The sequence below is a fragment of the Streptomyces sp. IBSNAI002 genome (assembly GCF_052244475.1).
Lineage (GTDB): Bacteria > Actinomycetota > Actinomycetes > Streptomycetales > Streptomycetaceae > Streptomyces.
In genome coordinates this window covers 2,805,887-2,826,825 of the sequence record NZ_JBQPXG010000002.1, presented here as the reverse complement: position 1 = coordinate 2,826,825, position 20,939 = coordinate 2,805,887, and the positions used below count along the sequence as shown (strand labels likewise).

At 68.5% G+C, this 20,939-nt stretch carries 22 protein-coding genes; 8 read left to right on the top strand and 14 right to left on the bottom strand.

Annotated elements, in window-relative coordinates; translation table 11 throughout:
* Positions 1-93: 93 nt before the first annotated feature.
* On the bottom strand, positions 94-711 hold the full coding sequence (wrbA, locus tag ACTVZO_RS13690) for an NAD(P)H:quinone oxidoreductase (RefSeq protein WP_443303161.1): 618 nt from the start codon (positions 709-711) through the stop codon (positions 94-96).
* 690 nt (positions 712-1,401) lie between these two features.
* On the opposite strand from wrbA, the gene ACTVZO_RS13685 reads away from it, so the two are divergent.
* The 5 genes from ACTVZO_RS13685 (at position 1,402) to ACTVZO_RS13665 (ending at position 5,118) form a co-directional block, all read left to right on the top strand.
* Positions 1,402-2,010, top strand: a complete 609-nt coding sequence (locus ACTVZO_RS13685) for an AraC family ligand binding domain-containing protein (RefSeq protein WP_443298646.1) — start codon at positions 1,402-1,404, stop codon at positions 2,008-2,010.
* A gap of 48 nt (positions 2,011-2,058) precedes the next feature.
* Positions 2,059-2,913, top strand: a complete 855-nt coding sequence (locus ACTVZO_RS13680; protein WP_443298645.1) for an IS5 family transposase — start codon at positions 2,059-2,061, stop codon at positions 2,911-2,913.
* Complete coding sequence (locus ACTVZO_RS13675) at positions 2,910-3,308, top strand: hypothetical protein (RefSeq protein WP_443298644.1); 399 nt, start codon at positions 2,910-2,912, stop codon at positions 3,306-3,308. Before ACTVZO_RS13680 ends, ACTVZO_RS13675 begins: the two co-directional genes overlap by 4 nt.
* 109 nt (positions 3,309-3,417) lie before the next feature.
* Positions 3,418-3,663 (top strand): helix-turn-helix domain-containing protein, encoded by a 246-nt coding sequence (locus ACTVZO_RS13670; RefSeq protein WP_443298643.1) that lies wholly within the window; start codon positions 3,418-3,420, stop codon positions 3,661-3,663.
* An 825-nt stretch (positions 3,664-4,488) separates the two neighbouring features.
* The gene (locus tag ACTVZO_RS13665) at positions 4,489-5,118 is read left to right on the top strand and encodes a VOC family protein (protein ID WP_443298642.1); all 630 of its coding nucleotides are present in this window, start codon (positions 4,489-4,491) and stop codon (positions 5,116-5,118) included.
* Positions 5,119-5,417: 299 nt separating this feature from the next.
* On the opposite strand, the gene ACTVZO_RS13660 is transcribed toward ACTVZO_RS13665, so the two are convergent.
* The 5 genes from ACTVZO_RS13660 to ACTVZO_RS13640 all read right to left on the bottom strand — a co-directional run bounded on the left by ACTVZO_RS13660 (position 5,418) and on the right by ACTVZO_RS13640 (position 8,666).
* Positions 5,418-5,849, bottom strand: coding sequence for a Tn3 family transposase (locus tag ACTVZO_RS13660; RefSeq protein WP_443298641.1), 432 nt, complete (start codon positions 5,847-5,849; stop codon positions 5,418-5,420).
* On the bottom strand, positions 5,846-6,166 hold the full coding sequence (locus tag ACTVZO_RS13655) for a hypothetical protein (RefSeq protein ID WP_443298640.1): 321 nt from the start codon (positions 6,164-6,166) through the stop codon (positions 5,846-5,848). Before ACTVZO_RS13655 ends, ACTVZO_RS13660 begins: the two co-directional genes overlap by 4 nt.
* 244 nt (positions 6,167-6,410) lie before the next feature.
* Entirely contained in the window at positions 6,411-7,460 is a 1,050-nt protein-coding gene (locus ACTVZO_RS13650) for a major capsid protein (RefSeq protein ID WP_443298639.1), read from the bottom strand.
* Positions 7,460-7,882: a head decoration protein gene (locus ACTVZO_RS13645; protein WP_443298638.1), complete on the bottom strand. Its 423-nt coding sequence runs from the start codon at positions 7,880-7,882 to the stop codon at positions 7,460-7,462. Before ACTVZO_RS13645 ends, ACTVZO_RS13650 begins: the two co-directional genes overlap by 1 nt.
* A 109-nt stretch (positions 7,883-7,991) precedes the next feature.
* Positions 7,992-8,666 carry a hypothetical protein gene (locus tag ACTVZO_RS13640; protein ID WP_443298637.1) on the bottom strand — a complete coding sequence of 225 codons (675 nt, stop codon included), beginning with the start codon at positions 8,664-8,666 and terminating at the stop codon, positions 7,992-7,994.
* Positions 8,667-8,791: 125 nt separating this feature from the next.
* Between ACTVZO_RS13640 and ACTVZO_RS13635 the strand changes: the two genes are divergently transcribed.
* Entirely contained in the window at positions 8,792-9,304 is a 513-nt protein-coding gene (locus ACTVZO_RS13635) for a hypothetical protein (protein WP_443298636.1), read from the top strand.
* On the opposite strand, the gene ACTVZO_RS13630 is transcribed toward ACTVZO_RS13635, so the two are convergent.
* The 3 genes from ACTVZO_RS13630 to ACTVZO_RS13620 form a co-directional block, all read right to left on the bottom strand.
* Complete coding sequence (locus tag ACTVZO_RS13630; RefSeq protein ID WP_443298635.1) at positions 9,261-11,012, bottom strand: hypothetical protein; 1,752 nt, start codon at positions 11,010-11,012, stop codon at positions 9,261-9,263. The two genes, ACTVZO_RS13635 and ACTVZO_RS13630, sit on opposite strands and share 44 nt — an antisense overlap.
* A 133-nt stretch (positions 11,013-11,145) precedes the next feature.
* Positions 11,146-12,552 carry a terminase large subunit domain-containing protein gene (locus ACTVZO_RS13625; protein WP_443298634.1) on the bottom strand — a complete coding sequence of 469 codons (1,407 nt, stop codon included), beginning with the start codon at positions 12,550-12,552 and terminating at the stop codon, positions 11,146-11,148.
* Between the two features lie 118 nt (positions 12,553-12,670).
* On the bottom strand, positions 12,671-13,222 hold the full coding sequence (locus ACTVZO_RS13620; protein ID WP_443298633.1) for a hypothetical protein: 552 nt from the start codon (positions 13,220-13,222) through the stop codon (positions 12,671-12,673).
* 338 nt (positions 13,223-13,560) lie between these two features.
* Here ACTVZO_RS13620 and ACTVZO_RS13615 point away from each other — a divergent pair, with 338 nt between their 5' ends.
* A complete protein-coding gene (locus tag ACTVZO_RS13615) occupies positions 13,561-13,896 on the top strand; it encodes a peptidase inhibitor family I36 protein (protein WP_443298632.1) in 336 nt (111 codons plus the stop codon).
* 347 nt (positions 13,897-14,243) lie between these two features.
* On the opposite strand, the gene ACTVZO_RS13610 is transcribed toward ACTVZO_RS13615, so the two are convergent.
* The 3 genes from ACTVZO_RS13610 to ACTVZO_RS13600 are packed head-to-tail and all read right to left on the bottom strand — an operon-like array spanning position 14,244 to position 16,878.
* A complete protein-coding gene (locus ACTVZO_RS13610) occupies positions 14,244-14,771 on the bottom strand; it encodes a hypothetical protein (RefSeq protein WP_443298631.1) in 528 nt (175 codons plus the stop codon).
* Between the two features lie 2 nt (positions 14,772-14,773).
* The gene (locus ACTVZO_RS13605; RefSeq protein ID WP_443298630.1) at positions 14,774-16,213 is read right to left on the bottom strand and encodes a methyltransferase domain-containing protein; all 1,440 of its coding nucleotides are present in this window, start codon (positions 16,211-16,213) and stop codon (positions 14,774-14,776) included.
* Complete coding sequence (locus tag ACTVZO_RS13600; RefSeq protein ID WP_443298629.1) at positions 16,210-16,878, bottom strand: ParB N-terminal domain-containing protein; 669 nt, start codon at positions 16,876-16,878, stop codon at positions 16,210-16,212. Before ACTVZO_RS13600 ends, ACTVZO_RS13605 begins: the two co-directional genes overlap by 4 nt.
* A 304-nt stretch (positions 16,879-17,182) precedes the next feature.
* Between ACTVZO_RS13600 and ACTVZO_RS13595 the strand changes: the two genes are divergently transcribed.
* A complete protein-coding gene (locus tag ACTVZO_RS13595) occupies positions 17,183-18,421 on the top strand; it encodes an MFS transporter (protein WP_443298628.1) in 1,239 nt (412 codons plus the stop codon).
* Here the strand turns inward: ACTVZO_RS13595 and ACTVZO_RS13590 are convergent.
* Together ACTVZO_RS13590 and ACTVZO_RS13585 are read right to left on the bottom strand one after the other, a co-directional pair.
* Complete coding sequence (locus ACTVZO_RS13590) at positions 18,340-19,716, bottom strand: TfuA-like protein (RefSeq protein ID WP_443298627.1); 1,377 nt, start codon at positions 19,714-19,716, stop codon at positions 18,340-18,342. The two genes, ACTVZO_RS13595 and ACTVZO_RS13590, sit on opposite strands and share 82 nt — an antisense overlap.
* Positions 19,713-20,882: a YcaO-like family protein gene (locus ACTVZO_RS13585; RefSeq protein ID WP_443298626.1), complete on the bottom strand. Its 1,170-nt coding sequence runs from the start codon at positions 20,880-20,882 to the stop codon at positions 19,713-19,715. The genes ACTVZO_RS13590 and ACTVZO_RS13585 overlap by 4 nt, the downstream gene beginning before the upstream one ends.
* Positions 20,883-20,939 lie beyond the last annotated feature (57 nt).

Sequence of the window (20,939 nt, the reverse complement as noted above, 5' to 3'; positions counted from 1 at the left end):
GCGACACGGGTAGGTGCCGGGGCGGTCAGGCCGTCCGGTCGTGAGGGCAGGGTGCTTTCCTGCCGCCAGGTGATGGGCAGCGACTCCCGCGTTTCAGGCGGCGAGGCCGGTCTTGAGTGCGGCGGCGATCTTGACGACTCGCTCGGCCTGGACACGGGCGGCGTTGCGGGTGGTGTCACCGATGGGGTTGCTGCCGTTGGCATCGACGTGGCTGGTGCCGTACGGGTTGCCGTCGGCGAACTTCGACGGGTCGGTGAACCCCGGGGCGACGAGGATGCCGCCGAAGTGGTGGACGGAGTGATAGAGGGCCAGCAGGGTGGACTCCTGGCCGCCGTGCGCGGTGGAGCTGGAGACGAAGCCGCTGTAGACCTTGTCGGCGAGCTTGCCGCGTGCCCACAGACCGCCGAGGGTGTCGAGGAACTGCTTGAGCTGCGAGGCGATGTTCCCGAACCGGGTCGGCGAGCCGAAGATCACCGCGTCCGCCCACTCGATGTCCTGCGGGGTGGCCACCGCCTCGTCGGCGGTGGCGGCGTGGTTCGCGGCCCATGCCGGGTTGGAGTCGATCGCCGCCTGCGGCGCCAGCTCCGCCGTCTTGCACAGACGAACCTCCGCACCGGCCTTCTCAGCGGCCTCGGCGATCTCCCGGGCGATCTCGCTGTTCACACCGGTCGAGGAGTAGTAGACGACGGCCAGTTTGACGGGGGTGCGGATGGTCACGGCGATGTCCTTCTGGGGCGCGGCCTCGGCCCGGTGCTCGTCTTGGGAGCCGAACAGCCTCAAGGCCGGGGTTCCTTCACTGGGGCGCCGACCGGAACATGAAGCCCTCCGTCGACACCCCAAACGTACGAACCGGGCAGAGAGGGTGAAAGGTGGCCGTGAGTCGTCTGCTGGTGAATCTGGGACACGTCCTGCGCGGTAGCCGGGTGGGCATGCCGAGCGGGCCCCTACCGGGACCCGGGAAGTCGAGGAGAGCGAATACGCTCCTGACGCCGCAGGGGCGGTCGGCCCTGGGAGGCCGGAGCCGTTACAACGCACCGCGAAAGGGTCCGGCCCGGCCGTAGGCCCAAGGGCCGCGGACCGTGCCCGGCCTCCGCAGCACGCAGGACCGTGCGTCGTTGGACGTCCCCCGCCGGGTCGATGGTCCCTTGTCATTCGGGGCCTACGACCCTGGCCGCGCACCACCCTCCACCGGTCACCATGAGTAGTGCGAGCACCAGGGACACCGTCGAGTTCCTTCGCCCTCACGCGGCGCGGCTACAGCACACGCCCAGCCCCGAAGCACCACCTCACCGGCCGAGCACCGAAATCCTTACCGGCAGCACCGGCTCCGTCCGGCTTTCCCCGCGGGGTGGCCACACCGAAGCGGCTCGCGGCGCCGGACCCGGGCCATGGAAGAAGTTGTTGGCGGAAGATGAGCAGTCTGTGACCACGAGGCAAGACGGCATCGAAATCGCCGCCATCGACCGGTTGGCGGGCGCCCCCTCCGGTGTCCAGGTACGTCCAGTCGCCGAGTTCGCCGCCCTCATCGAACCGGGCGGCCTGATGCAGCGCCCCCACCGCACCGACTTCCACGCCTTCGCCCTCATCCACAGCGGAAGCGTCACGCACAAGGTCGACTTCACCGACTACGAGCTGAAGGCAGGCGACCTGCTATGGACCCGGCCCGGCCAGATCCACCACTTCTCCGATCCCGCGCACTATGACGCCACCGCCGTCACCCTTAGGAGGGGCTTCGTATCACGCGCCACCGCGACCGCCGCCGGCCGCCACATCCAACACCAGCCCCCCGTACTGCGGCCAGACCATGAAGAGCTGACCCAGCTCGAGGGATCCCTGGCTCGGCTACGGCACGAGTACCTCGACACCACGACCCTTCCGGCCGGCGTCCGCAACGACGTACTACGCCACTGCGTATCCATGTTCCTTCTGCGCGCTGCGGAAGTCGCGCGCCGTTCAGAGGGCGTTAAGTCCGATCTTCCTCGGTTCGTGATCGCTCGATCGTGGTACTGATCGCCACGCCGGCCACCTGCTGGTCATGTTCATGCTGAGATGCGAGCCATGGAGAGAAAGCCGTACCCCAGCGACTTATCGGACGAGCAGTGGGCGTTGATCCAGCCGATGATCACGGCGTGGAAGCAGGACCGGGTGGCACGGTCGGCGACCGGTGATCCCGGGGCCTGCGACCTGCGGGAAGTCGTGAACGCGATCTTCTACCAGAACCGAACGGGCTGCCAGTGGCGCTACCTGCCCCACGACCTGCCGGCCTGGTCAGCGGTGTTCTACTACTTCACGCTGTGGCGCCAGGACGGCCTCGACCAGCGCATCCAGGAACTCCTTCGCTGCCAGGTGCGGGAGAGAGCCCGGCGATTAGAGGACCCGTCCCTCGTGATCATCGACACCCAGTCCGTCCGCGCGGCCGCCGGTGTCCCGAAGACCACGACGGGACTGGACGCCAACAAGAAGGTGTCGGGCCGCAAGCGGGGACTGGCCGTCGACGTCCTGGGGCTGATCATCGGCGTCGTCGTGCTGGCCGCCTCCGCCCATGACAACGCCGCCGGCACCGCCCTGCTCGACCAGGCCGCCGAGCGGTGCGGCAACCGCCTGGAGAAGGCCCTGGTGGACCAGGGCTTCAAGGACGAGGTCCTCATCCACGGCGCCCTACTGGACATCGACATCGAGATCGTCCGCCGCAACCCCGCCGACCAGGGCAAAGGCTTCATTCCGCAGCCCAAGCGGTGGATCGTGGAGCAGGTCAACGGCACATTGATGCTGCACCGCCGCCTCGCCCGTGAGTACGACCACCGGCCCGACACCTCCGCCTCACGCGTCTACTGGGCCTCGATCGCGAACATGGGCCGCCGCCTCACCACACCGAGTCCGGCCTGGCGCGACACCCTCGAGCTGGCCGCGTGAACGTCACCGAGCTCATGGCCGGCCTCCAGGCCCAGCACGACGAGACCACAGCCCGGGCCTCTGAACTACGCGACCAGATCGTGCACTTGACCGCCGCCCTCGCCGAGACCGAAGCGCGACTCGGGGACCTGGCCACCACCCGGAAGGTCATCACCGAACTCGCACCAGCTGGAGGCGACCCCGATCCGCCCGAGACGAACACCGCCTACCAGGCCATCGTGAATACCTTCAACCAGCACCCCGACCAGGTCTTCCGAGCCCGTGACCTGCACGAACTCCTCGGCATGCCCACCGACGAGGCATCCGTCAACATCACCCGCAGCCGCCTCGGACGCCTCACCCGTCAAGGCTTCCTCACCCAGCCCGGACGAGGCCGCTACCAGAAACGGACTTAACGCCCTCTCAGACAGGACGCCCCCCACCGAAAGCACCGTCTTCCCTCGATTCCGAGACCAAGTCGAGCGCAGTCACTCACACACACGCAACGTCAGCGACTACGCCAGCATGCTGGGCTATTCACGCCGCACCCTGCTCCGCGCCGTGCGAGCCGCCACTGGCCAGACACCCAAGGCCTTCATCGACCACCGCGTCGTCCTCGAAGCCAAGCGGCTGCTCGTGCACACCGACACGCCCATCTGCCAGATCGGAACCACACTCGGGTTCACGGACGCGGCGAACTTCACCAAATACTTCCAAGAACACAGCGGCACCACCCCCACAGGCTTCCGGGAGTCCGAACGACGTACGTAAACCGCGGACGGCACGAGTAGATGTGCGACGAAGGTCAGCCGACACGACGCCTGGCCGGGGCTGTGTGACTCGTCCATCACGAAAACCCCCCGCTCGTCGGTGCGAGGTCACCTCGCAACGCGATATGTCCCCGGGCCGCAGGACCCTGCCGTCGACTCCGGTTACGCGAGCGGGCCTCAACGCGGCCGGCCTTGGCAGGGGCCACGAAGCGGACCCGGCGCCGCGGCGCCCGCCGAAGGTCAGTCTCGCCACACGCCGTGCCCGGAGGGTCGCTCAGCTGTCGATGCCGTAGCGGTTGAGGACCATCGTGTCGGCTTGGATGAGCGCCATGAACGCGGCGGTGGCCGGGGCGGTGGCGAAATCGGCCATGGAGACGTCGGCGGAAGCGGTGTCGGTCTACCAAGCCAGCAGGAGCCGGATGGCGTCCGGGCCTGCCGAGATCTGGCGGGAGACGCAGCCGGGCAGCTTGGACACGTTCGGCGGTCTGCACGCGATGGCGGCCGTTGCCCTGGCCCGCACCCCGACATCGCCCGCCGACCTGGTGATCGGCCGGGTCGGGCCTTCACCCGCGGGGCCGTCGGCCTGCGCGGCCGGAGGGACTGACCACAGTGAACAAGGGGGTCAGCCGAGATACGGCCGAAAGGGACAGCAGGGCCCCGGCGGTGTGATTGCCGGTGTCCTCGTGCTGCCGAAGTGCTCGCGTACGCGGGCCTGGATGGCGCGTAGTTCGTGGCCGGGGATGAAGTCGTGGGTGCCGGTCCGGCCCCACTATCGCGCGCGCAGTCTCGGGTGCGGTAAGGGATTTCCTCGGGCAGGTCGCCGTACTTGACGCTGTTGTGGGAGTCGTTGGCGTGGGTCGGGTTGGTTGATGTACGTGTCGTGCATCGGGTGTCCGGGGTCAAGGATGTCGGCTTCCAGGGCCTTCTTGCGTCCGCGGTTGGTGTCCTGCTCGGTGACGGGCTGACCGGCCAGAAACGCTGGCCGTGTGGGTGGGCTGCTGTGGGCAACCAAAGTGAATCGGACATTTGGGTGTATTATCCTCCGGTGGCGCGGAATCAAGCATCCAGCAACCTGAAGGGACAGTCGGCCATGCCGAGCTTCAAGAACGTCAATGCGGTCCTGCCGGTCTCTGATCATGCGACTGCAATCGCGTGGTATAGGAAGTGGATCGGGCGCGGCCCTGACGTCGAGCCCATGGAGGGCGTCGCGGAGTGGCAGCTCGTCGACAACGGATGGATCCAGGTCGCCTATGCCCCGGAGACTGCCGGTAAGACGAGCATCGCCATCGGCGTCGAAGACATCGATGCCCATCTCGCCGGCCTCGCGGGTGCGGGCGTGACCTCCGGGGAGATCCAGGACTACGACTTCATCAAGATGTCGGAACTCGTGGACCCGGAAGGCAACAAAATCAACTTTGTCTGGGAGAACCCGAACTACGAGCCGCCGGCGGAGTAGGGGTCTCAGTATCACTCGCCGAGAAGACAACGGAGTAGCCCCTGACCTGGCCCGTTGTCGTGGTGTCGGTCGGCGCGCTGTCAGCCTGAGCAGCAGAACGAGCAGGCGTGGTGCCCGATTGTCGTGACCAACGGCATGGTCTGCTGGCACACGGTGTACGGCGAGACTACGCGTCTTGATCTGCCAGACCTGCTGTGGGACGTGGGGCCGTTCGGCAAGGCCCACGTACGGTTTGGCAAGGGCTCGCGCAGGCGCGACCCCAAGCAGCGCATGGCTCCGCTGATCAACGGCTCCCGGGATCAGCTGGTGTGGTACGTCGAGGGCGTTCGTGGCCAGTTCGATGATGCCTGGGACCGGCCAGGATCCCCGCTGTTCGTGTCGGAGCGGCACAGCAGGGGCGGCACGTGGAGGCGTTCTTCAGCAGCCCGTCGATGATGTAGACGGCCTTCCGCACGCCGCAGGGCACATGTGATTCCACCGGATCCTCCATACCGGATCGAGGACTCGGCGAGGAGGTTGTCGATGGAGGTGTCCATCTGTGTGCCCTCGGCCGCTACAGAAGTCCCGTCGCCCCACGCCTTGACCAGGTCCAGGCGCATGAACGCGTTGACCACGTAGGTGATCTCCTCGTTGATCTTGTCCACGCTCAGGTGCCGGTTGGTGATCGCGCTCAGCTCGTGCGCGGACACCCCGGCGATGTGCCGCGCGGCCTCGGCGAGAGGATCGTTCACCGTCGTTGGCGGGGCACCAGCGGTATTCCGGTGACGACTTCGAGCACACCATCAGCCATGTCGTCAGGTGCGGCCTGTCCGGCGAGCTGGGCGAGGCGCCGCTCGAGGGCAGCCACGTTGCTGGACTGGTCGATCGTGGCGATGCCGTTGACAGTGACGCGAAGTGGTTCGGCCAGCAGGGTGCTGAGCCGCTGGGTCAGGACCTCTTGCGCGACGGCACGAGCTGAGTGCAGGTGTTCGTATCGCTGCGCTAGGTCGCTCGGGTCGGTGTCGGGACCGAGCTGGGCGAGGAGCCAGCGCAGTACCTCGGTGTCCATGCGGTCCTTCCAGGCACGGCCTGGGGAGGAGCAGATTGCTCCTCCCCGGCCGGGTTCTAGGTCGTCCTTCGGGTGGTCTTCGGCGGCGCCGGTTCGGACTCCCAGCAGGCAGGGTGCGTGATCTGCGCGGCGACGGCAGGGTCCGTGACCTCCGTGCCCGGCGTTAGGACGATCGGGACGCGCTCGACCGGATCGAGGACGTGAACCGTGGCGGCGAGAAGGCCTATTGCCTTCACGGCGGCGCTCACAGGACCGTCGCCGTGATGTGGCAGTCCGGAGCCGCGAGGACGGGCATGGCGACGGCGGCGCCCTTGGTCCAGATTTGCACCGGGTCATCGTGGGCGTCCCGCGTGATTACGATGCCCGGCGCTTCCTGCCGTTCGATCTGCGGGTCCGTGCCCCGGGACAGGGCCAGGGACTCGGCGGTGGTGCCGTACTGGGTCTGGCCCCACCGCTGGCGGTCCGGCGGGAGGAGGATCCACTTGTCCTCGGGCAGGACTCGCTTGGACACGTCGTCCTGCCAGACCTGGGCCTTGTACTGCGTGATCGGCGGCAGTCCGTACGTTCCGCGTACGGAGTTGACCTGTTCCGGGGTGAGCGCGGACGTGGGGGTCTGGCTGCCGGCCGGGGTGCCGTAGTACGCGGCCCGGTAGGCCTGGTTGCCCGCGAGGTGGGAGGCCGCCTTGCGGGAGGTGAGGACCATCTCGGGGGCCGGGGCGCCGATGGAGTCGAGGTAGTCGATCCACCGAAGCTCGTCCGCGAGAGGGTCCGCAGCCGGATCGGACCACGGCTTGGGGGCGGTCGGCATGTTCGCCGCGGGGACGCCGTAGTCCACTTCGACGGTCAGCCCGTTCTCTCCGGCCAAACTGAATCGGCCGTCGACGAGGACGTCACCGGCGGCGAGCTCCAGGCGGGAGCGGATGGCCTCTACGTGCCGCTCGACGTCGTCGTAGAGCAGCTCGGTCAGGCGGTCCTCGTCGGCGCCGCGTGTCGCGTCGAGGAGTAGCTGTTCCATTTCGCCCACGAGGAGCTTCTGGCCCAGGGCGGGCAGGGTGCCCTCCGTGGTCGTCTGCTCCGCCTGCCGGCGGGCGATCGGCACGGACGCGTCGTACGCGCGGTAGGAGGCCGTGTTCACGCGCCGCTTGGTGTTGCGGATGCGCCACTTCACGTCCTGCACCTGCGTCTCCGCGAAGACGGTCTGCGTGAGGAGGAAGTCCTGCGGGTTCGGGATGGAGCGGGCGTAGACGGTGAGGTCCGCGACGGACACGTTCTTGAGCAGGTCGGCGATGCTCATCAGCTCACCGCCAGGAAGCGGATCTGAGCGGCCGCCGGGTTCGCGGCGATCTTCGTGACGTCGATGCCGCCCGGGATCTTCGATGCCTTCGCGGTGCCGTGCCAGAGCAGGGCTGCCGGGATCTTGGTCTGGCCAGAGGTGAACGCGGCCTCAGCGAACACCAGGCCGGCGAGGACCTGGCGGCCGTCGGTCGCGGCCGGGTCGTACGCCCCGTACAGGCCGGAAGCGGTGATGCGGCCTACGGGCACACCGGAACGCACGAAGCCGTGCGGGCCAGCGGCCGTGGGTTCGACGTAGTGGGTGCTCTTGGTGTACTTGGTCAGATCGAGGGTGATCGTCTCGGTGGAATCGGTGCCGTGCCGGGAGGCGAGCCAGTCCCGGTCAGCGGTGAGGGTGACGGTGGTGGTGGTCGGCTGGATCAAGCCGCTTCTCCTATGTGTAGGAGCGGCCTGCTCTCACCTGATGGTGGAGCGGTCCACGAGGAGTGCGGGGCGTGGTCCCCGAAGGCGCGCGATCGGACTTGCGCGCGGGTCAGGAGCTCGGCGGCAGAAGTCCGCGGCGCCGAGCCATCGCAAGACCGCCCTCACCCGGCTTGGGAGCCGAACCCCCGGGGCGGGGCGGAGGCGCGGACGCCGGGGCGCCACCAGGAGCAGGCGGAACGTGACCGGCGCCCGGAGTAGCTACCCGGAACAGCTCCGGCCGGCGGCTCTGAAGGTCGGTGACAGCCTCTTCGAGAGCCGTGGCGTCGGCGTCGTCCGGAAGGCGGAGCAGCGCCACCGCATCCTCCAGGTTGTCGCCGACCGCACCTCGCCCAGCGAGCGCGGACCGGCGGACGACGCTGCGCTCCCTCGCGACAGCAGCGGCCTCACGCTGCGCTGCGGCCGTCTCCCGTGCCGAGAGGTCCTGCTCACGGCGCTGCGCGTCGGTGAGCTGCTCCTGCTCTGCGTCACGCTGCTGCGTGACCCACTGCTCCAGCTCGGCCGCGGACGTGAACCCCAGCTTCTCGACCAGGTCGCGGCGGCCGGCTCGGGAACCCTGATCCTTCTCGCGGGCCATCATCTGCTGAAGCTGCTGCTGCCCCAGGGTGACCTGCGGCTCACCCCCGTTGGAAGGGTCTTCCGAGGAGGCGCCCAGGACGGGGTGGATCGGGCGGCCGTCGCGCCGGTAGCCAAGAACGGTACGCGGAGGCGGGAAAAGGCGGGACATCAGGACGTGACTCTCCTCGACGTCCCCGCGCCAAGATCGAGTGTACGGAGCCCAGCGGGACGCCTCCGGCTGACCACAACCACCCACCTGGCATGATCATCGGCAAACGACCAGGTGGGGGCACCGTGGAAGACAATCATGTCTCGCTGGACAAGACGCCACAACGGCGGCCGAAGGGTCGACGGAACGCCATCGTGGCCGGGGCCGCCACCGTCGCAGTCGGCATCGGGATTGCGCTGTGGCAACCGTGGCTCGACCGGGCCCCGTTCACCGTCTACAAGGTGGCCGTACAGGACGGCGAGTACACGAGGCCCGGTTCCAGTCCGGGTACCTGCGTACGGACGAGCGCCTCGGAAGAGGAGCGGGTGATCCTGGACGAGGACGGAACGCGCCTCGCCTCCGCCCGGGATCCACGCGAAGGTGAGCTGCTGGGGGCGGAGTTCGGCGAGTTCGCAGGCGCCTGCCTCTTCGTGGCACGCATTGATGGAGTGCCGGGAGGCCGGGGCACGTACTTGATGCAGTGGGGCGGAGGCACGAAGCATGAGATGTCCGAGGAGGACCTGCGGGAATCGCTGGAGTCCCAGCGCGAGCAGGTCAAGACGTGGAAGCGGGAGAACTTCCAGCCTGCGGAGGACTGACCGGCTCCTTCGCGGTGTCCGCAGTCTTGCTGGCGGCGATCCGCTCGATCTCCGCGGGGGCATCGCTGATCGGATACCCGGCCTCTTGCAGCATCCGCACGCCCGTCTCCAGCGACAACACGCCCGCACCCACAGCGCGTACGACCTCGTCCAGAACCGCACTGCGATCGGTGGGGGTATGCGGGCCGAACACCAGCCGCACGGGTGTGGTCTCCCCGGCAGGCCAGCCGTCGGCTTGTCCGGCCTGGTGGAGCCGCTGCACGAACCTGAGCAGCAGCGCGTACTTGTGCGCGCGGGCCAGCCGCATCGACTCGACCAGGGAGTCCAGCGGTCCCAGGGAGAGCTGAAGCGCATAGCCGCTGGGAACCTTGGACGGGTCGGCGGTGCCGAGGCTCACCGCTGGGAGACGCGCGTTCACCGCAGCCCGCTCGCGTACCTCCTCGACCCGCGCCCGCAGTTCCGCGAGCTGCCCGGAGGTGTCGAGGACGTCCATGCGCCCTCCGTCGCCCAGCTGGAACACCGTGCCGGGCTCGACGGCGAGAGGCCGTGGCCGGCCGGTCACGCGGTCCACCTCAGTGCGTACCCCGGCCAGGCCGATGATCGGGGCCCCGGTCGTGGCCGATGCGCGGGCCGAGTCCGTGTCGGACTCCGCGAGCTCGTCCAGGGCCTGCATGACGGGCGCCAGCGCGGACTGGCCGAAGTGCTCGCCGTCCGACACGGAGTTCGTGAGGTGCACGATCGGGAGGAAGTCGATGCGCAGATCAAGCCGGTCCAGGACTTCCGCGTCAGCCCTGGTCTTGAACCGGGCCTTCTCCAACGGCAGGTCATCGAGCAGCTGCCCAAGGCGGAGGTCATCGAGGTCCCACTCGGCGTCCGTGAGATAGCACGTGACGCCGGTGGGCCGGTCTGTCCAGGGGTAGGTGCGCTCGATCCGGCCCGTCTCCGGGTGGATCGCGTCGCCCTGCTCGAGGAGCCACCCGCCGGATCCGTCGGCCACCAGGTCCCTGCGGCCGGCGCCCGTGCTGCGGGTGGCGGCGAAGATCGGCCCGAGCTCGTACGTGATCCGCCGGACCCGCGCCTTCGTACCGCGGGCAGGGTCTTCGGGTATGTCCCATGCCAAGTGGACCTTGGACGGGTAGTCGCCAGGGTCGGCATCCTCATCGAGCACGGGGAAGTAGAACCCGGGGTCGATCGTGCGGAGTCGAACGCGGGCCTTGTCGGGATCCCAGGCGAGCAGGTACACGGCATCGCCGAGCAGCACGGCCTTCCGCTCGGCGGCCTGCATCCGCAGCGGCAGCAGCTCCTTCTCCGCCCAGTCCCGAAGACGCTGCTGGACCTGGGCGGCGCCGACCGCATCGGTAGATGGCTCCTCACCGCCTGCATGCTCGGCCCCCGGCGCCACGATCTGCTGTGTCTTGCCCAGCAGGTGCGCGAGGGTGGTGTTCACGAAGGCGGCGGCGTCACCGAACTCCCGCCTCTCGCCGCCCGCTTCGTTGCCGGTGAGGACGGCCAGTTCACCGGCCTGGTTGGAGTCGTAGGCCGCGAGGATCTTGTAGGCCGCCAGTCGTCGGGTGTCCTCGGGCGGCAGCCAGCCCGGTCGGGCTGCCGGAGCCAGCGCCCGGTGGGGGAGGCCGGTGCTGGCGGTGGTCATCATCGGCTTGTAGTTCAGCCACGACCAGGCGTCGGAAACGAACTCGCGCAGGCCCAAGGAACGAACTCCTCAACGACCCCCGCGCCGGTTTCAGCGTAAGCGAGCGAGCCTCACGACTGTCCGTCGCTGGGCTGTGCAGGGCCGTCCCGGTGCATCCCTCGTCGCCAGGACGGCCCCTTCGGCGAAGCTCCTACCGGCGGCCGTCCAGGCGCCCGTCCCGGTAGCCACCGGATCCCGCTCCGCCATGCTGGGGACTGGCCAGCTCGGTGAGCGCGTGAACGGCGGCGTCCATGCGGTCCGGGCTGTCCATGCCGGCGACCCAAGTCACCATCTGCTGCTCCAGGGTCGGCCACTGCCCGACATGGTGAACACGTCCCTGCTCGTAGAGCTGGGCGATCGGCTCGGCGCGCAACCTCTTGCCCTTCTTCGCGGTGACCGGGATGACCGCAGGCATCAGCATCTGCTCGGTCTTGTTCTCACGGTGCAGGTCCTCCCACGCCTGCGCGATCACCTGACGGCTCATGTCCCCGCCGTAGTTCGACTCGACCACGATCGCGTCAGCCCGAAGCTCGATCGCCAGAAGGCACGTTTCTCTGCCCCAGGAGTCCGCGCCCCGGTTTCCACTGCGGTCATCGAGGAGATACAGACGCCCGTCGGTGTCGCGGGCCGCGGCGATGATGCCGGTCTCGTCCCCGACAGCGGACTCGCCACCGGCCGGGTCGACTGCGACGACGATCCTGCTGAGGTCGATGCCACGGAGCTGCGCGGCAGAGATCCGGTTGTCGGTGATCCACGCCCAGTCCCAAACGCCGCCGTCCTGCGGGCGGGGCTGCTGCATGTACAGCGACCACCACACCCGCTCACCGACGGACGCGCGGATCTCCGCGAGGGCCGCCTCGTCGTACCGGTCAGGCCAGAGCGCACCGCCGACGGCTCGGCCGAGGGCGTCATCCTCGGCGAGTGCCAGCGCGGGAAGGTCGATGACGGTCCACCGGTGCCGTTCCTCGGCCAGCACGCGGCCGGCGAGGTCGTCCTCATCCCAGCGGGTCTGAATCAGGATGACTGACCCGCCGGGCTCGATGCGGGTCAGGAGGACGGCCTGCCACCACTCCCAGAGGCGGCGCCGCATGGTGGGCGAGCTGGCTTCCGCGGCGTCCTTGATCGGGTCATCCACCACCGCCAGGTGGGCCCCCTTACCGGTGAGGCCGCCGCCGACGCCGGCCATGACCGCGCCGCCCTCGGTCCCGAGCAGGTCGAACCTGTTGGCCGCCGAGGAACCCGGGCGCAGGTCGATGCCGATTTGCGGTCCGTAGGCGAGGATCGCGTCTCGGATCCATCGGCCGTGATCATCTGCCAGGTCCGAGGAGTACGAGGCGATCATCACCCGGTGCTCCGGGCGCCGCCGCAGGTACCACAGCGGCGCCCAGCGGGCGGCACGTCGGGACTTGCCGTGCCGGGGCGGCATCGTGAGCAGCAGCCTGGTCGGCACACCGGCGGCGACCCGCTCGAAGGCAGCGTCGATCAGTCCCAGGTGCGGGGCCTGCATCTCCTTCCCGTCGGTGAGGACCGCCGCCATTGCCCCTGGGGAGCGGTCCATCGCCAGCCCCCGCTCGATCTGAGCGAGTCGGACTCGGAGCTGTGGTGTGGAGGCTGCGGCAATCTCACGGCGGCGCGACGCGGGCAGCGTGCGGTACAGCTGGAGAACCGCAGCCTCGTCAGCCCTCCCCACCCTCGGTTCCGGAGTCGCCCGCCAGCGCGATCAGCCGCTCCAGCTCATCGAGACCTGTGGTCTCCACCTGCACGGCGCCACCGTCGACGCCGGTGATCTCCGTGCGGACAGGCCGGTTCAGACCGAGGAGGTGACTGCTGCGCTCGATGATGCGCACAGCGCGGTCCACGGCGGCGAGATCGCCGGTCCGGATCGCGGAGCGGTAGACACCGAAGAACAGCCGCTCCAGCCGTTCTGCCATGAGCTTGCGCAGCTCGTCGGTGCTCTCGTCCAGCACGGTGCTGCGCTCCGCGAGCGCCTTCGACACGTCCTTGCAGGCGAGTTCGATCAGACGGCTGTCGCTCGGCGGCTCAGCGCCTCGCCGGTATGCCTCGATGCCGTAGCCCTGCGGGTACGCGATCCGGTCGGAGTTGATGGACGGGTCCGCGGCCAGCTTGCGGCCGATGGTCAGCCAGTCGACCCCGGCCAGCTTGAGGTCGATGGCGTCAGTACGCCGCTGGGTGATGGCGGCCCGTGCGGCCCGGTTGGGGCGGCCCATGTGCGCAGCTCCTCGAAACCCCCGCGCCGCCCTTCCATGATCCTGTAGGGAGGGTCGCGGCCGGGCTGCGAGCTAGGGGGCGAGCTTCCACTTTGTGAGTCGGTCCACGACAGCTCGAGTAAAAAAGGGGGGTAGGGCCTCGCTGTGGCGGACTGGCCTCCGCAGATCACGGAACGGGGTGTCATGCGCACCCGCCCTTCCTCCGGCTGGCCCCCCGTTGCAGGCTCTTTTGAGCCATCGAGCGTCAAAAATTGACCAGAAGGCGAATCTTAGTCGGACGCCTCATCCCCGGACATCGAATATCGTGCCTACACAACACGACTGGGAAGGCAACACTGATGCCCGTAACCTTGTACTCAGACAGCAACTACGCTGGCAAGAACGTGGAACTCGCCGCAGGACGCTACAAGCTGGATGCGGACTTCAACGACACCATCTCCTCACTTCAGGTTCCCGCCAACTGGTCCGTGACGCTGTACGACGCCGAGGACTTCACCGGCGAAAAGGTGACCCTCACCTCCGACACCGCGAATCTGGCAGGCGTTTTCGATAACAAGGCGTCCTCCATCGAGGTGACGCACAAGGCTGCCGCCAGCACCAAGGAAAGTGAACTCTATTACGTCGGGGGTGACTGGATCATCAAGTCAGGTGGGGCCACCGGGTTTCTGCGCTGACGATCGCCGTCTCCTCCGGACGGGTTAGTCTTCGCACTTCAGGGACACTCCACAGCCTGACCTGTGGTTTCGCTGGACAAGGCGAGATAAAGCGGGCTGTGAAACGTCAGGGGCGGCGATGAAGCCGCCCCTGACACCTCAGACGCCCCAGCGGCCGTCCATCGTGCCTGCCGCCCCGTCCACCGGGCAGCCCACCCGGCTTCCAGGCTGCGACCGGGGCGGAGCAGCATCGGCAGGGAGCCGAGTGAGTCGGCGACTCATGAACGTGATCGAGACAAGCCAGAGCTTCGCTTCGGACTGCTTGAGGGAGCCGACCTCAAGCCGCGCCGGATTTGACGATGTGACGGCTAGTCGCCGAAGGCCAGCTGTGTCACCCCCGGTGGCTCCTCCAGTTGCGGCCCGGCCGGAGCCGCTGGGACATTGCGGTTCTGCTTCAGCCACCATCCGAACTGCCAGTTCCGGCAGGTCCGGAACAGTCGCGCCTGCCGGAGCGGTTCCCCAGCAGGGATCGAGTGCTCCCCCCATCCGGTGATAGGCCGCGCGTTCTGCAGCCGCACCCCCAGGCCCGGCACGAGAGCATCCCCGTCCCACTCCTGGCCGGGCGCGTACTCGAAGCCGAGGTGCGCGTTCCTGCCCCAGTCCCAAGGGATCGCCAGAGCGCACAGGTACCAGGCTGCCGGTGGATTCGCCGCCGGCAGCAGCAAGCTCTGCCTCTTCAGTCGGTGGTCCACAGCCGGCCTGTCGCACTCCGCGAAGGTCTTCAGGCAGTGCTGAGTCAGATCGACCTGACGTACCCCTGCGAGCCACATGATGCGAAACGTGTTGCGCGACTCAATTTCTATGCGAACCCCTTCCGGGTTCGCTCCCGATTTCATTCCTACCCCTCCGGTTGAGCGTTCCTTTCCTTGATCAATTCTATCAATATTTCCACAATTCCGAAATGCTTGTCGTGTCGGTATTCGTTGGGGTAAGGCATGTTGAATTCATTCCGGAAAGCCTCTTCGTATTCCTCGACTGGGAATATCCGAGGCTTGCGGCAGACGGCCTTCAGGGTCGCCCGGGTGGCGTCGCTGAGTTCGACCTCCTCGAAGTACCGCGACAGCAGACCGCGCAGCGACTCCGGCGTGTGGTACCGGATCCGCTGCCACTTCCCACGCACGAACCGCATGTCCACGTTCTCGCTGTCGAGGAACTTCAGCCGCTCCGCATCCCGGCTGATGGAGTGCTCTGAGTTCTCGTACGCCTGCTCGCGGTGCAAGTTTCTGGTGCCGATGGCGACCGTGCCGTCCTTGGTGCACAGGGCGTTGACCGTGAGGAGCACCCAGTGCTGATACTCCAGACTTGTCGTCGCGTTGATCACTGAATCCAGGACGACGACTTCGTACAGGCCCCGCTCGCGAAGGTCCCGTTCGATGGTTCGGATCATGCCGACGATGCCGCGGATGTCCAGGCTGTACTTGCCCTTGAGGGTGCGGTACGGCTCGTAGTCGTGGACCTGGTAGCCCTGCGCCCTCAGGTGACGGGCGTAGTCTCCGTGGCCGGCGCCGAAGTCGACGACCCGGTGCCCGGTCGTCAGCCACGGCAGGACCAGCTGCTCCCACGTCTCGCTCTTGTACCTGACCTGGTCCGCCTTGGCCTTCGAGGAGTGCTCCCTCAACCTGTTCGGCTGGACGATGTGCTGGTTCCACACTGGGGCCTTCTCCTCCAGGCCCGTCCAGTCGTACACGCCGTACTCGCCCGTCAGGTCCTCCACGAGCTGGCCCGCGTCGAAGGAGGCGACGGTCCAGGCAAGGACGTCGAACCTCTGCGCCTTCGCGACCGCGGCGTACTCCGCGTTCAGGACGATGCGGCCCTGGTCGTCGATGACGACGGACCCCCACGGGCCGTGGCCAGCGGTCATGAAGCCAATGGCTTGCTGGAAGGGGATGTTCTTGGAGGCGACGACCTCGATCGTCTGCCACGGGATCCAGCACCACTGACCGATCGGGCCCGCTTCCGCATACACCACGGACGACTCGGTCTCGACCCGGTTGTGCAGGAGGTTGAACTTGATCTCGTCCTGGAGGCGGACCTTCTGCGGGAGGATCATCGCGGGCACCGTCTCCTGCCCGATGGCCTTCAGGCCCTTGGTTCGCTGGTGACCTGCGACCAGCGTCCCGTCCGCGTTGAGGATGACCGGCTTCACGACGCCGTGCCGGCGCAGGGAGCCCTGGAGCCGCACGAATGACGCGTCGGACAGGCGGCGCGGGTTGTAGTCGGCCGGGCGGAGGTCGGACAGCGGGTACGCCGGGTCGAACCGGACGTCGAGCGGGTTCACGCGCTCACGTCCTCGCCTGCGTGGTGCTCCTCGTTCAGGACGTGCCAGCCGAACCCGAGGTCCGAGTCGTTGTCGTCGACGTACTTCCGGTAGAGGCCGTTCAGGAACTCGACCTCGTCCTGGGTGATCCGTACGCGGGTCGAGGACCACTGGAGGTAGCCCCACTGGAGGTAATCCACCGTCGCCGCCGCGCCGGTGCCCGCGCCGTCGCTGGGCAGCTCGATCGGCGCCGGCAGGGAGGTGTCATCGAGGAGGTCATCCAGCTGCGCCTGGTCGTAGCCGGTGCCGTCGAGGTCGGGCAGGTCGGTGAGGATGTCCGCGAGTAGCTGCGTGTCGTATCCGGCCAGGTCGCTCGTGCGGTTGTCGACGATGACGATCTTCGCCGCCGTGTCCTCGTCTACGTCCAGCCAGGTGACCGCGATCTCCTCCCACCCGAGGGCCCTGGCAGCCTTCACGGTGTGGTTGCCCGCCAGGATCTCGTTCGGGCGGCCGGTCCGCGACCCCTTATTGACCACGACCGGCTTGTACTGGCCGTGGGTGGCCAGCGACTCTGTGATCGCCTCAAGGTTGCCTGTACGCGGGTTGCGGTAGTAGTGCGAGAGGTCCGCGAGCGGTACGGCCAGTGCCGCGAGCGAGTCGGGGATGCGGGGTGCAGCAGTAGACACGAGAGCTCCAGCCCCGCGCCCGTCTACGAGCGTAGGTGATCAAGCGTGCGGCCCGCGTGCGGCGTACGTGGCCCGAGTCCCTCTCGTACGGGTGACGGTCGGGTCAGTCGTGGCGTTGGCGACACACGATCTTGGAGTTGTCCTAGGGTGTGAGGGGTTCCCGGTGGCGTCTGGCCTCCGGGACTTCGTGTTTCCTGGGCGGAGTTTGATCTTGCGGTACGGGCGCGTTGCGGGACGGCAGGAAGAATCGTCGGCCGTTCCTCGGATCAGCTGGACGGTACGTGTACGGGAAGCCTCCGCCCCCTTGAAGGTCAAGCCGTACCGGCTCCACTTCTTCGCGCGCATGCTGTCGTGGACCGGTTCAGCAGTGTCCACCATCGGCCTGGCATTCGCCGTCCTGCACATCCAGGGAGGGTCCGGCGCGCTCGGCCTGGTCCTGGCCGCCGGAATGCTGCCGCAGATCCTCCTGCTCCTGGTGGGCGGCGTCATCGCGGACCGCTGGTCGCGGGCCAAGGTGATGCTGTGGGCCAACGTGGTGTCCTTCGCAGCGGAGGGCGCGGCGGCGGCGCTGCTGTGGTCCGGTACGGCGAAGGTGTGGCACCTGGCCGCGATGGCCGCCATGTGCGGGGCGGCCTCGGCGTTTTTCACCCCGGCCGCCGGCGGTGTGGTCGTGGAGGTCGTGCCCGCCGAGATGCGGCACGCCGCCAACGCCCTGCTGAAGCTGGGGCAGAACACGGTGAAGGTCGGCGGCCCGGCGATCGGCGGCGTCATGGTCGCGCTCGTGGGACCGGCCTGGGTGATCGGCTGGGATGCGCTGACCTTCGCGGCCGCGGCTGTGCTGTGCTCGCGTATCGGCCTCAAGGCGGCGCGGGTCAAGGTGAGGGCCGGGTTCGTGGCTGATCTGCGCGAGGGCTGGTCCGACTTCTGGTCGCGGCGCTGGCTGTGGGTCATGGTCATGCAGGGAGCCGTGATCGTCCCGGCGTGGCTGGTCGGCTACCAGGCGCTCGGCCCGGTCTACGGAGAGCAGTTCCTCGGCGGGGCGGGACTCTGGGGCGTGGTGGTGTCCGGGTTCACCGGCGGCCTGATCGCGGGCGCGGCCGCCGCGCTGATGTGGAAGCCGCGCCTAGCTGCGGTGGTGGTGTGCGCGGGAACGGGCACCATGGCGCTGCCCCTAGCCGCGATGGCCCTACATCTGCCCCTGCCCGTGCTCGTGGTCACCGCAGTCACTGCCGGCGCCGGGCTCGCCTTCAGCGGAACCACGTGGGCGTCGGTGGTGCAGGCCCGCATCCCGGCGGACCGGATGAGCCGGACGATGTCCTACTCGACGCTCGGCCAGCTCCTCCCGGTTCCGGTGGGCTACATGCTCGTCGGCCCGCTCGTCGCCATCTGTGGGCTCCGGGCCACGCTTGCGGCCGGAGCCCTTCTGATCATGTGCGCGGCCGTTGTGCCCCTGGCGCTGGCTCAGGTGCGGGAGCTGTCCGTGACGGTGCCCGAGGAGGCGGACGAGACGACGTTGGCCTCATCCGCTCGGGCCCCGAGGTAGAAGGCCCGGGCCACCTCGACGGCTCCGGCGAAGTCCCGGAACGCCCGGTCGCGGGCTGCCGCGTCCAGGGCCGCCGGGTCGGCATCGGCTGGAAGTGCCCAGCGGGACAGCAGGTGCGTGGTGATGCGCCCGGCGTCCAGGTGCGCGGGAGTGTGCCGTGGGTTGTCGGCCTGCGCGGCGGCGTTGACGCGGAACGCCTGCTCAACCAGATGCTCGGTGCCCACGTCAGGGTCGAGCAGGCCAGCCGCCTCAGTGTGAGTCGCCGGCCAGACGCTCCAGGCCCCGTCGAGCCGCGCCGAGCGGACCATGATGCGCAGCATGGCCTCGCCAGGTTCGAGCTGCTGCTCTTCATCGGGGGTGAGCCAGTATGCGTGCTGCGCTGGGGACAGGTTCGGCAGGGTGGTCCCGGCCCGGTCGGCGGTGGCGAGTGCGGCGTTCTCCAAGGCCTCCAGCGGCAGTCCGGTCGGACTGTTTGAGATCGCTGCGAGGACCCTGACACGCCAGCGGTCGGCGAAGGCAGGGTCGTAAAGCTGCTGGTGCTGGAGGAGGGGCAGGAGAGGCGCTTGCCCGGCGCCGGGCCGGAAGGACGCTGTCCAGTAGCGGACGAAGCTGGTCTGCCACCGCTCTCCCCGCCATCTGGACCGGGTCGCCGGGGACGGAAGGCCTCGGGACAGGAGGGCCAGGGCGCTCTCCGCGTCCTCGTGCTTGAGGTCGTAGGGGTTGGCCTGCCGCCAGGTGTTCACAGCGTAGAAGGCGGATTCCAAGTCAGCCTGCTGGGCGGCACGTCCCAGGGCCTGCCAGGAACGGCGGGTGTAGGGCAAGGACCGTGCGAGGTCGAGCAGGGCCGCAGCGTCGGAGCTGTTGACCTGCCTGTTCGCCGCCGCACGGTCGATGGCGCAGCGGAGGTTCACCAGAGCCTCGGTGACCTTCCGGCCCTCGGGGGTGTGGAGGACGGCTACCTCGTCGTCGGCATCCAGGACGCCGCTCGCGTACCCGTCGAAGACCTGCCCGATGCCGACCATGCCGTACGGGGCGAGCTCGGCGGCTCGCAGGGCGCCCATGCTGGCGGCGCCGACCACGGTCACGCCGGCGGCCAACGCGTGGAGGATTTCCTTGTGCCGCAGCGGGGCGACCTGATGCCACAGGCCGTCGATGATCAAGACCTTGTCCGCGGCCGCCAGACCGAGCCGCAGCAGGTCACCGTGCCGGGCCGGGGGGTGGCACACGGCGTCGGGCAGGATGCGGCGGATGCCGGGTGCATCGATGGTCGGGCCGGCGAAGACGTGCACGGTCACGGTTGCTCCTGCCTGCGGGGACGCGGGATGGTGTGGCGCGCGTCGTAGCGCAGGTGCGGCGCGCAGACCTTGACGACAGCGAACTCCTCGCGGGCATAGGGCCCAGCCGTCAGGTCAATCGCGAAGGGCGGTGTGCCGGTAGCCGCGGTGACGACCTTCGCCAGGTGAGCAGCCTCGTCGTTGTGGGTGTGGAAGTGCAGGCCGTAGGCATCGCTGATGCGCGACCAAGGCGTGCACGGGACCTCCGTGGTGGCGGGCGCCTGGTAGACACCAGGCCGGTATACCGCAGAGGCGGTGTCCTCGCGGCTTCCCGCAATGAGCGTCAGACGGGACTGGGCGGCCTCGGTGATCGCGCGCGCGAGCGCCACCGCCGGGGACAGGTGGGCTCCAGACCCGCTGACCAGGACGGTGGGCTGGTCCTCCCGCCACAGGTAGCAGGCCATGACCGGTACCCCGAACGGGGTGGGCAGGTGCCACAGCTCGAACCACACCCCTGCGGCCGTCAGACGGCCGATCGCGGTGGTGCACTCGGCGGTGTCGATGCTCCAAGGGTCAATCAGTTGCGCACCAGGATGGCCGCCGGGCAGATCGCTGATCGCTTCCCGCTCGATGACCTCGTACAGGCCGTGCACGACGGCTTCCTCGGTGGTGTTGCCGGAGGCGAGTCCGTTTGTGGAGGCGCTTGGCAGGTGCATTCGCCAATCTACGTGTCCCTCGCGACCCAGCCTCACGGCGGCGCCCGGCACGGGTACGGGGCGGCCGTCGATCAGGGATCGGCCGTTGACCCAGTCCAAGCGGGTGTGGGGGGTAAGGAGGCTGCCGGCGTGCTGTTCTAGTGCGGTCACGGGATACGGCAGCGGCATGTCGATGGCTGCGGTCTGCCGCGCGATGGGCTTGGGAACGGTGCGCTCGGCGTGCCAGACCTCGATCGCCTCCATCGCGCCGGAGACGCGGGCCGCGTCCAAAGTCGCACCCTTGCCCTGCGCGACGGAGAGAGTGCGGGCCAAAGGGCGGACGGCCATGGTCACGGGAATTCCGAGGTCATCGAGCCCGGTCACGTCCGCGACGCGGCTGATCCCGTACCGGGCCAGCAGAGGGCGGATGGTCTGCCAGGTTTCCGCCGGGTGACGGGTGCGGTGCGTGCCATCGAAATAGGTCTTGAGCATGTTCACCTCCTGCAGGTGCGACGGCGCCCGGCCGCCGGGCATCCCAGGGAAGGGAGC